The organism is Xanthobacter autotrophicus (genome assembly GCF_029991245.1).
In the GTDB taxonomy this organism is placed as follows: domain Bacteria; phylum Pseudomonadota; class Alphaproteobacteria; order Rhizobiales; family Xanthobacteraceae; genus Xanthobacter; species Xanthobacter autotrophicus_C.
Genome location: NZ_JAIVFO010000001.1, coordinates 102,276 through 113,270, shown reverse-complemented (window position 1 = coordinate 113,270; position 10,995 = coordinate 102,276). Strand labels below are relative to the sequence as shown.

General features: G+C 64.8%; 5 protein-coding genes and 2 pseudogenes. 4 read left to right on the top strand and 3 right to left on the bottom strand.

From position 1 onward, the window contains the following. Nucleotides 1–18 precede the first annotated feature (18 nt). The 3 genes and pseudogenes from K9U41_RS00465 to K9U41_RS00455 all read left to right on the top strand — a co-directional run. Nucleotides 19–1,110 (top strand): hypothetical protein, encoded by a 1,092-nt coding sequence (locus K9U41_RS00465; protein WP_282638870.1) that lies wholly within the window; start codon nt 19–21, stop codon nt 1,108–1,110. Between the two features lie 290 nt (nt 1,111–1,400). After that, nucleotides 1,401–1,664, top strand: coding sequence for an Arm DNA-binding domain-containing protein (locus K9U41_RS23830; protein WP_349237816.1), 264 nt, complete (start codon nt 1,401–1,403; stop codon nt 1,662–1,664). Further along, nucleotides 1,559–1,873, top strand: a pseudogene (locus tag K9U41_RS00455) (GIY-YIG nuclease family protein); the annotation flags it as partial. The gene K9U41_RS23830 and the pseudogene K9U41_RS00455, both read left to right, overlap by 106 nt. A 208-nt stretch (nt 1,874–2,081) precedes the next feature. On the opposite strand, the pseudogene K9U41_RS00450 reads toward K9U41_RS00455, so the two are convergent. The 3 genes and pseudogenes from K9U41_RS00450 to K9U41_RS00440 all read right to left on the bottom strand — a co-directional run. Next, nucleotides 2,082–2,237: pseudogene (locus tag K9U41_RS00450) on the bottom strand (transposase); the annotation flags it as partial. A 634-nt stretch (nt 2,238–2,871) separates the two neighbouring features. Beyond that, nucleotides 2,872–3,480 (bottom strand): invasion associated locus B family protein, encoded by a 609-nt coding sequence (locus tag K9U41_RS00445; RefSeq protein WP_282638869.1) that lies wholly within the window; start codon nt 3,478–3,480, stop codon nt 2,872–2,874. Nucleotides 3,481–3,774: 294 nt separating this feature from the next. Next, complete coding sequence (locus K9U41_RS00440) at nt 3,775–9,621, bottom strand: hypothetical protein (RefSeq protein WP_282638868.1); 5,847 nt, start codon at nt 9,619–9,621, stop codon at nt 3,775–3,777. A gap of 415 nt (nt 9,622–10,036) precedes the next feature. Here K9U41_RS00440 and K9U41_RS00435 point away from each other — a divergent pair, with 415 nt between their 5' ends. Next, nucleotides 10,037–10,990 carry a helix-turn-helix transcriptional regulator gene (locus K9U41_RS00435; protein WP_282638867.1) on the top strand — a complete coding sequence of 318 codons (954 nt, stop codon included), beginning with the start codon at nt 10,037–10,039 and terminating at the stop codon, nt 10,988–10,990. Nucleotides 10,991–10,995 lie beyond the last annotated feature (5 nt).

The following is a 10,995-nucleotide window of genomic DNA, read 5'->3' as shown; positions in this document are numbered from 1 at the left end:
TCGCCTGAGAGGAGCCTCATGCCTATCCATCACAGTCTCTGGCGTGTCGGCGCAAAGCCGGCTCCGCTGCGCGAGGCGAGCCTGCCGAGTGAGGCGCTGCTGGAAGACATGATCGTCGCCGCGCCGGATATCCTCTCCCGGCAATGGATGATGATCGGCCGGCAGGAGGACACCGGCTTTTCCGGCCGCATCGACCTCCTCGCCCTTGCTCCCGACGGCACGCTGATCCTGATCGAGCTGAAGCGCGGCAAGACCCCGCGCGAAGTGGTGGCGCAGGCTCTCGATTATGCCACCTGGGCAGAGGCGCTGGAGGCGCAGGACCTCAATCGCATCTATGCCCGCTTCTCCGGTGGCGACAGCCTCGACGCGGCCTTCGCCCGCCGCTTCGGCCAGAAGCTGGATCCCGACACGCTCAACCAGAGCCACCAGATCGTGATCGTCGCATCCGAGCTGGACGCTGCCAGCGAGCGCATCGTCGGCTATCTCAACCGCCGCGACATTCCGATCAATGTGCTCTGCTTTCAGGTGTTCGAGACCGATGCCGGCCAATTGCTGAGCCGCGCGTGGCTGCTCGATCCCGTCGAGACGCAGGTGGCTGCGTCGAGCAGCAGCGCCTCCGGCGAAAAGGAGCCGTGGAACGGCGAATTCTATGCCAGCTTCGGCCACGATGGCGAACGCGATTGGGAAGACGCCCGCCGCTACGGCTTCATCAGCGCGGGCGGCGGCTCCTGGTATACGGGCACACTCAAGCTGCTGAAGGATGGCGATCTGGTGTGGGTGAAGGCGCCCGGCTACGGTTTTGTCGGCGTCGGCCGAGCGCGCGGCAGCTCTGTCCCGGCCTCCAACTTCACCGTGACGGACCAGAGCGGCGTCGAGCGCCCGGCGCTGGAGGTGATGAAGGGCCATTACCGCACTGTCGCCGACGACCCGGAGCGGTGCGAATATTTCGTGCCTATGGAATGGCTCGCGACCCGGCCCTTGTCTCAGGCAGTGAACGAGGCCGGCATGTTCGGCAACCAGAACACCGTCTGCGCCCCCCGCACCCCGAAATGGCGCCATACGGTGGAGCGACTGAAGGAGCTGTTTCCGGGATGGGATAAGGGGGTATGATCGACAGGCGCGCAGGGCAGTGGAGGGGTAGTCCGCCAAATTGGGGGTATATTTGGGGGTATCTAAAATTCGTCAGAAGATTACTTTATTTTATATCAGATAGTTAATATAATTATTCGTTGCCTCTCCTGGCACCATTCACCCTTCCGGGTCGGTGCAAAAAGCTCCAAAAACCCTTACAGACGCTTAATTCTCCTGTCCGAAAGGCTCCGGGAGTGTCTGGGGATATCCGTTGGCAGCCGGCAAATTTGGGGTTGTCGGAAACGTACGCCCACTGAGGGCGGCCCCCAATGCCCCTGACCGACACGGCCATCCGCGCGGCGAAGGCTGGCGACAAGCCTTATAAGCTGGCGGTCGGCGGTGGTCTCTATCTCCTGATGAATCCCACCGGCTCGCGTCTCTGGCGGCTGAAGTACCGGATTGAGGGCAAGGAGAAGCTCCTCGCCATCGGATCGCCAATGCACGGCTCGATCCGACCTTCCTCATGGCTGACGTCGAGATCGTCGCGACCTATGAATTGTACAACATCAACCGGACCCGGCTTGAGAACCTGATCCACCGCATCTTCGGCGCCGCCCGCCTCGACGTCGAGATCAAGGACAGGTTCGGCCAGCCGGTGGTGCCGCGCGAGTGGTTCCTTGTTCCGCTGTTCATCGTCGATGAAGCGATGGAGAGAATCAGGGACGGGACGATCACCGGCTACACTTACGATCCGAAAACCGCCTCGCTCGCACGCGTCGCCCCGCCTGGGGTGGGGATATAGTTCTTTCAGGCGGGGATGGGGTGTGACCGTTTGAGGCCCCACGCGCGGAATTTCGTGCCCTCCTTTGATTTGCGGCGCTCAATGGGGCTGCGGCGAAGAATGGGGGTACATTCGGGGGTATCTGAATTTTTCGCATCATAATATTCAATTTAAATCAAATAGTTAGACGAGCTTGTCATCCTCGGTCAGCTCGCCGATGAACAGGTCGTTCATCCTCCAGCGCCCGCAGCCGCTTGGCCTCCGACACCTCCAGGCCGCCGAAGCGGGCTTTCCACTTGCCGATGCTCACATCGCTGACGCCGTGCTTCCGGCACAGCTCCGCGACCGGAACGCCGGCCTCGTGCTCCTTCAAGATCCCGATAATCTGTTCTGCCGCGTGGCACCTCGGCGCATTCGGTGGAGGCGGTGACCTGAGCCCATGGCCAGACCCGGGAGCCGCTGCCGTCCGGCGTTGCCCTACGTATCGGACGCTACGGACTGCGCTTCCAATGTGAGCGAGTCTTTCCGCCGGATCGGAACCGTGGGGGTGACTTCGTCGTCCTCGACGTGGTGCCGATCGTCTTCGGCAACCATGAGCCAACGGGCGACGTCCACATGCCGCTTACCGTTATCCCTGGGCCTATCCACCCGTCGAGGCCAGTGATCCCGGAGCGCTTTCCGCTCACTTTGGCTCACGTAGACCGTTCCAGAATGGCCGGTTTGCCCATTTTCCTGACGCGACCCGGTGGTGCCGCGTCATCCCGATGCTGCGCCTCAAGCGGTCCGGGGCAGACAGGACGGCTGCGACGTGCGCCGGCTGGTTCATAACCCCCTATGCGGAATTCTTCCGGCAGAAGGCTCAGTCGCCACTCGGACTTGGAATACCCCGCCATCGGGATTCTCCCAGCGTCAGGGCATACCAACGTCGCCGGCCTTTGACCGGTACGGGAGAGGGAGTGCTCAGTCTCCGCGCGGGCGTGTACCCATGGCCGATGAATCACGCTTATCGGCCATGGGCATCAGCCCTTCTTCAGGGTGGCGAGAACCTTGTCGATGCCGCCGATGGCCACCTTGACGTTCACCTGCCGACCGTCCGCCAGATAGAAGCCCACTGTCGCCTCCTTGGCGGCGGCGAGATCGTTGGCGAAGGCCTGGTCATAGGCGATGGAAGCCTCGCACTCGGCCTGGCCGCAGGTCTGGAAGGCGAGGCGCCGCACGTTCTGTCCAAGCGTGATGTCGACGCCTTCGCGCACGATCACACCGGTGGGGGTGGTGACGGCGACGGTGGGCACATCCTTGCCGTCGCGGCCGACCTTGAGGACCAGTACGACGCGGTTCGACTTGGCGTCAGTGACGCGCATGGTGGCCCAGCAGGTCCTCTTGGAGGTCTTGGCGCCGGCCGCCGGGGGAAGCTCCTGACAGGTCAGGATCCAGCTATCGAAGCGTTGGGTCTCGGTCTTCACCGGTCCGGTCGGAGCCGCGGGAGCAGCGGGAGCCGCCGGCTGGGCCGGGCGCTGCTGGGCTTCGGCTGCCGACATGGCCACCAGCCAGGTGACCGCCAGGATCACAGCGGCGCCGGCGCCGAGCACCGCACCGAAACGGAGGGAAAACGATTGGGAAGTGGTCACGGACGTCTCCGACATCTCGCATGAAAGCGCCTTCCGTTTGCAGCGGCTCACGGCAATCGCTTCAGATCCTAGTGGTTCGGCTGCGACAGACGGAACCCATCGGTCGCGAGCAGGTCGAACCACACCGCTTTGATCCACTCGTGTTGACGCGTTTTCGGGCGAACCAGGATCCGCTTCACTCGAAAAAGCTTTGGTGCCTTAACCGGAAGGGGGTCGAGCCGATCCGCCTGCCGCTGAGTGAGGAAAGGCGGCGTGCCGGAGCACGCCGCCTCATTTCAGCCCGATCGGGCGATCTCACCACTGGTAGCGAACGCCACCCTTCGCGCTGCCGGCGACGTAGCTGTCGCCGAACTTGACGTCGGCATTGGTGAAGCCGTTCCAGCCGCTGTCCTTGGCGAAGAAGTTCAGGCCCACGCCCACTTCGCCGAACAGCCCGTCGAAATTATCGACGGTGTTGAAGGGCAGGCCGGGGTTGTAGATCGTGACCGCATTGTCGCCGAGGAACTCGTACCACAGGCGACCGGTGAGGCTGGCCTCGACCCGGTAGGTGGCCGCGTCGTAGGCATTGGCTCCGACCCGGGCACCGATGCTGCCCCGCAGGCTGTCGTTGTTTCCGAAGTCCACCAGCGTGCCGGGCACGAGGGTGAGGTTCGAAATGTTGGTGTTCACGTAGCTGAGGGTGGCAAGGCCATCCACGAAGCCGGACGCGCCCCACTTGTAGAAGCGGTAGCCGGTATCGACCACGAAGCCGAGGTTCTTGGCATCCGTGGACTGACCGAAGTAGCCCGACCCGACGAGGGTGGGGGCGTCGTAGTCCATGGACAGGAAGTCAGCCTTGAACAGGGCGTCGAGGAACCAGTTGTTGTTGATGTAGGTGGCGTAGACGCCAACCGTGCCGCCCGAGTAGTTCGCCGAGGTCTGCGAAGAGTCGAACGAGAGGTCGGAGGTCAGGTAGCCGCCGAGGACACCGAACACCACTGCGTCGTTCGGGCCGAACACGCCTTCCTTGCCGAAATCGGCGCCGGCCATGAACCCGTAGATGTTCTGGTTGTAGCCGGTGTCGAAGCCGTAGGAGCGGCCGTAGGCGCTGTAGTTGTCGGAAGCGTCCCGCGAGCCCCAGCTGCCGACCACCTTGCCCCAGATGCCGGGGGTGACGGAGCCCGGAGCACCGTTGACGGTCTTCACGCCTTCCTTGGTGACGAGGGTCGTGGTCGTGCCCTGCAGGTAGGTGCGCAGGTCGGCCTGGCGGTCGAGCCACACGCCGGTGGTCTCATGCCAGATGGCCTGGGCGCCGGTGACCAGCTTCGGCAGTTCGTACGCTTCCTGGTCGGGCATGCCGATCAGGTACTGGTCGTTGCCGATGGCGAGGAGGTCGTAGAAGAACAGGCCCTTGTCGATCACACCGCCGAACTTGGCGCTGTAGTTCGTCGAAGCCGAGGAGATCACGAAGCTCGGGGTCTCGCCGGGGGTGTTCTTGCCGTAGGTCACGCCGGCCGGATCGACCACGTCCACCACCTTGATACCCGCGAGGTTCCACGCGCCGGGTCCGGTGTTGACGTCGTTGATCAGCAGCGCGGTCTGGCCGGTGGTGACGAGGCCGGCGATCGCGATGCCGTCCTTGTCGAGGCCGCCCACCTGGAGGATGTCCGAGGTGGAGCCGGCGGCGCCGACGAAGGTGTCGAGGCCCACCGTGCTGTTGCCGGTACCGTTGAACACGCCGCTCACGTAGGTCACGTCGCGGGCGCCGTTCCAGGCGATCTGGCCGGGGACTTCGTCCCGAAGGTCGAGCAGGCCGGCGCCGAGATAGGCGGCATCGCCGTTGTTGAAGAGCTCGAGGTCGTTGAACGAGGTGGTCTCGGCGACCGCGCCCTGGAGCGCGGTGACCACGCGGCCGGGGTTGTTCACCTGGTCGTAGCCGGCGCCGAAGTAGTTGTTGCCGACCGTGACCCAGGTGTTCGAGCTGTAGTTGTTGAACACGTCGTCGTTGTGGGTCAGGCCGACGCGACCAACGATGGTGCCGTAGTTCTCGATGAGGGTCGCACCGCCGTCGGTGTCGATCACGATGTCGCTGGCAGCGGTGACGATGTCGCCGTTGCTGGCGTAGGCCCAGGAACTCACCAGCGAGTCGGCGCCCACCGTGATGGTGGTCGCGTCATCACTGCGCACCGAGATCACGGCGTTGGACCAGGACTGGCCCGAGCCGGACACGACGTTGTTCGTGCCGATGGTCACGGTGGCGATGTCCGCGTCCGAGATGCGGATCGCGTTGCCGGACCCACCCTTGTTGGCGTCACCGATGATCTGGACATACGAACCGGTGGTGACATCCACATTGTCCCAGCCGTGGGCGTGGATGGCGTCGTCATCCGCGGAGATCACGGTGGGCTTGATGTTGGTGCCGCCGAGGACGTTCACGAAGATGTTGCCGGTCCCGAAGGAGCGGTTGGACACCTGGATGCCGTCGTCGCCGGCAACCACGGCGCTGGTGGCACCGATGGTGACCGTCAGGTCGCCCGAGCCGCCGAACTTGTCCGCGACGATGCCATCGTCAACGGCAGAGACCAGGCTGTTGGTGCCGGTGGTCACCGAAGTGGCGCCGGTCGTGAACAGGGAGGTCGAGTAGATGCCGTCGTTTCCGGCCAGGATGGCCGAATTCTCGCCGGTGGTGACGCTGTTGTCGCCGGTGCCGAAGAGATGGGCCGAGGTGATGCCGTTGGTCGCGGCAAAGATGATGCTGTTGAGGCCGGTGGTGGTCGTCAGGTTGCCATCGCCGAAGGCCTTGCCGGCAACGATGCCCGCGAAGACCGGCGCCGAGGGGTCGACGAAGGGGTTCGAGCCGATGGTCGAGCCTTCGCCGGTGGTCACCACCACGTTGCCGTCGCCGAACGACTGGCCGGCGGTGATGCCGACGCCGGAGGTCAGGATCGAGCTGTTCTTGCCGGTCGTCACCGTCACGGCGTCGCCGCCCACGGTGGCGCTGTCGCCGAAGAGCTTCAGGGCCGCGATGCCGCCGAGGCCGGCATTGATGGTGCTGCCCTCGCCGGTGGTGACGACCACGTTGCCGTCGCCGAAGCCCTGGCCGGCGGTGATGCCGATGCCGCTGGTCGCGGTGATCGAGCTGTTCTTGCCCGTCTCCACCAGCACCGCGGTGCCGCTGGCGCTGTCACCGAAGGCCTTGAGGGCCACGATGCCGCCGGAGCCGGCAGTGATGGTGCTGTCCTCGCCGATGGTCACCTTCACGTCGCCGGTCCCGAAGGACTTGGAGGCGATGATGCCGATGTCGGCGGCGGTGATGGTGGTGGCATCCTTCTGGGCCACGGTCACGTTGCCGGTGCCGAAGAGGGCGTTGGCCTCGATGCCGTTGCCGTTGGTAGAGGTGATGTTGGCGTTGGCGTTCACCGTCACGTCGCCATCGCCACCCTTCAGGATGAAGATGCCGTTGTCGGTGGCGTTGATGGCGGCGTTGTTGGTCACCGTCACCGAGCTGGGGGCCAGCGCGCCGCTGAGCACCTGGATGCCCTCGTCACCCGCGGTGATGACGGCTTCGGTGGTGATGGCGATGTCGCCGGAGCCCAGATGGGCCACCGAGATGCCGTCGTCGCCGGCGTTGATGGTGCCGTTGGCGGTGGTTTTGATGGTGATGGGCGTGTTGCCGATGCCGAGGGCGAAGATGCCGTCGCCGCCGGTGGCCGTCCCGGTCAGGCCGCCGATGGCTGCGTCGACGTCGATGGTGGTCGCGCCGTCGCCGATCTTGAAGGTGGAGACGCCGATGCCGTCGGACTGGATGGTCCCGCCGGCATTGATGTTCACGTCCACCACGCCGGTGCCGACGTTGCCGGCCAGGATGCCGATGCCGGTGGCCTGGACATTGGCGTTCACATTGGCCTGGGCGAGACCCGAGCCGAAGGTGACCGCGGCGCCGCCGATGACCGGCGGGTCGATGACGGCGTTGACGTTCAGGACGGCGTCGCCGGTGCCGCCGGCGAAGGCCGCCGCACCGAACAGGCCGCCGGCGGAGATCTTCTCCTCGACGTTCACCGTGGTATCGCCGCCGGTGTTGAAGGCGATGATGCCCGAGCCGCCGGACGTGATTGTCGCGTTGTTGGTCACCGTCACGGTGCCGTTGTCGCCGACCAGGCCGGCAATGATGCCCTGGCTGCCGGCGTCAATCTTCGCGTTGGTGGTCACGTCCACCGTGAAGTCGTCGCCGGCCGCTCCGGCGATGATGCCGGCGCCCCCCGCGGTGATCGCACCGTCGGTGGTGGTCTCAACCGTCACCGAGCCGGTCTTGCCGGACGCGAGCGCCATCACGCCGAAGCCGGTCACGTCGATGGTGTTGTCCACCAGCACGTCGGTGGTCGCGACATTGTTGGCCGAGGCGACGGCCAGGATGCCCGCCGCCGAGTTGTTGATGACGCCGTACTGCTCGACCGTGCTGGTGGCATTCTTGCCACCGCCCTGCGCCGTCGCGATGCCGGTGATGGCCACGCCGGCGCCGCCGCTCACCTGACCATGGGTGTCGATGGTGCTGGTGGCGTTGCCGAATACGCTCTCGGTGGACGCGAAGATGCCGCCGAAACCGCCCGTGGTGGTGCCGGCCGTGGTGATGCTGGTGGTGGTCGTCTGGTCGATGACGGTATTGACGCCGATACCCACGCCCAGGCCGGACGTGCCGGTGACGGTGCCGTTGGTGTTGACCGTCACATCGCCGCCGACGCTGGTCTTGTTGATGGCGATGCCCGCCAGGCCGCCGGTAACGGAGGTTCCGCCGGCGGTGTTCACGTCCACGTTGCCGGTGGCCTGATACGCGCTGTTGACAAGGACGCCGAAGCCGAGGGGGCCGCCGGTGGCCTGCGTCGTGCCGCCGAGGGTGACGTTCACGTCATCCCCGCCCTGGAGCACGTTCACGCCGGCCAGCCCGCCGGACAGGCTGGCGGCGCCGGTGGTGGAGACGGTGATGTTCTCATCGGCGGAGGCGAAGAGGCCGGAACTCACCAGCCCCGTGCCCGTCGCGGTGCCGGAGAAGCTGGTGACGTTGATGTCGCCGTTGTCGGTGGTGAGGGCGATGCCCGCGAGACCGCCGGTTGCCGAGCCGGAGAAGCTGTTGACGTTGATGTCGCCCTGGGCGGTCTGGGCAACGATGCCCGCGCCCAGGGTGCCCTGGGCGGTGCCGGCGAAGTTATTGACGTTGATGTTGCCGGCGACGGTGGCCGAGAGGTCGAGGCCGTTCACACCACCGGTCACCAGGGCGTTGGCACCGAAGTTGTTGGCGGTGATGTTGCCGCTCGACGTCTGCGCCTGGATGCCGTCGTTGGCGGTGCCCTGGGCGCTGCCTGTGAAGCCGGACAGGTTGATGTTCCCGACGTCGGTCGAGACATTGATGCCGTTCTGGCCACCCTGCGCGGAGCTGCCGAAATTCTGGACGCTCACGTTGCCGATGGTGGTCTGAAGGTCGAGGCCGTTGGTGCCGCCGACGATGTAGGGGCCAGCGCCGGATGCCGCTACGAAGTTGTCGGCCTTGATGTTGCCGATGATGGAGGTGGCGGCAATGCCGTCGCCGTTCGTGCCGGTGGCGCGGCCGCCGAAGCCGGAAAGATTGATGTCACCGGCGGGGGCGCTCAGCTCGATGCCGTTGTCATTGCCGGACGCCGATCCGGTAAAGTTCTGGACCGAAACATCGCCGAGCAGGCTGCCGGCGCTGATGCCGTCGCCGAAGAGGCCGTTGGAGGCCCCGCTGAAATTGTTGATCGTGACGTCGCCGATCGCACCGTAGGCGATACCGTCGATGAAGCCGTTGAACGTCGCAGCCGTATTATTGCTCGTGATGCTGGCCGCCGTGCCGATCGTGAGGGCGTTGCCGAACGGCGCCGACTGGACGGTGACGCCCGCGCCGGCATTAACGGTAACCGGCCGCACGTCCAGCAGGACGAAACCGTTCGGATCGTTGCCGGTGCAGTTCACAGTCACCGTGAAGAGACCGGAGCTGTTGCAGGCCGCCTCGGCCGCGGTCGGCACGAGGAGTGCGCCCACGGCGAGGGCCGGAACCAGTGCCGTGCTGAGGAGGAAGGCGCGGGTGCGCCGCTGGCGCAGGGAGACTTCCCCAGAAACGCCGGAATGGATGGTGCCGCCCGTATTGGCCATCTGAACCCCCAGTGATCGGCCGTTTGCCCTGACCCGGCCGGAAAAACATTGTTTCGGTCGCGGCGCGAGATTTCGATCACGCTACGACCCTTGGATGCCGGTGCGCTTAGGGCACCATGCAACTCCAGCGAACTTATCCAGCAGACGCAATCGCCGCTCCGCAGGCGGCGAATCTTCGCACCTCAAAATGCGAACTTCTTCATATTCGTCGGGTGTGTTGCAGTTTTGCATGAAATGCACGAAAGCTGATATAAAACAGTGAGTTAGTATGAGTTTTAGAAGCCGGTTCCGGTGTATAATACCTTGGGTAAGTTTGATTGACGCAAGTTATATGGCGGTACGATAATACAGTCATTTGCATTTACACTCTGTTTGTATTGTTCTCCGCTGCGATGCGGGGAGCGGCCACCCAGTGATGAACAGCACAACCAGCGCGGGAAAGCATTATAGGCTAAGTATAGGTGCAAGCGCTGCGCAGAAGACGTCGCCTGTTTTGCCATTAGTTGCCTTTGACGGGGCCGGCGGCAACATGGATGGCGCGCAGTTGCAGGAAGAGACGGCTTCGCCCTTCCAGGCCACAGCCTTGCATACCGTTACGATTATTGGCGGAAGAGCAGACGGTCCCGGCAATTTCCACATCACCGCGTCGCCCGAGCCGGGTATCTTCATCGGCAGGTGTTCCGAATCTGCCACGGTGCGTATCGAAGACATGCAACCGGTCGCCATCGAGGCCGGCCGGGCCTTCCTTGGGGTGGTCGCGCGGGAGGCCGCGCTGCACCATGCGGCCGGCGAGGTGACCCTCGTGCTCCTCCCGCGTCAGGTGCTTAAGCTCGCCGACGCACTCAAGGCGGCGCCGTTCGGGGTTTCGGCCGGCCCCGATCCGGCGCTGGACATTCTGGTCTCGCATGCCGCGGGCCTTCTTGGACGCCCGTTGTCGCCCGCCCTGGCGCTGTTCTGTGAAAGCGCGCTTCTCGGCCTCCTCGCCTTCGCCGCGGGGCCGGGGGGCAGCGCCGCCGCGCGGCGGCCGGAAGGGCGCGATGCGCTCTATCAGGAGATCCTGCTCGACATCGCGGCCAATTGCAGCCGGCACGATTTCGGCGTGTCGCAGGTGGCGCAGCGCCACAAGATCAATGTGCGCACCCTCCAGAAGATGTTCCAGCAGCACGGCGTCACCCTGAAGGAACATCTCACCTGGTCGCGTCTCCATCTTGCCCGCAGCGCCCTGACCGATCCCGCCAACGCGGGCAAGAAGGTGTCCGATATCGCCTTCGAAGCCGGCTTCAACGATATCGCCACCTTCAACCGGCTGTTCCGCAAGAGCTTCGGGCGGACGCCCTCGTCCCTGCGCCATGGCGGGAACGCGGACTGAGGCTG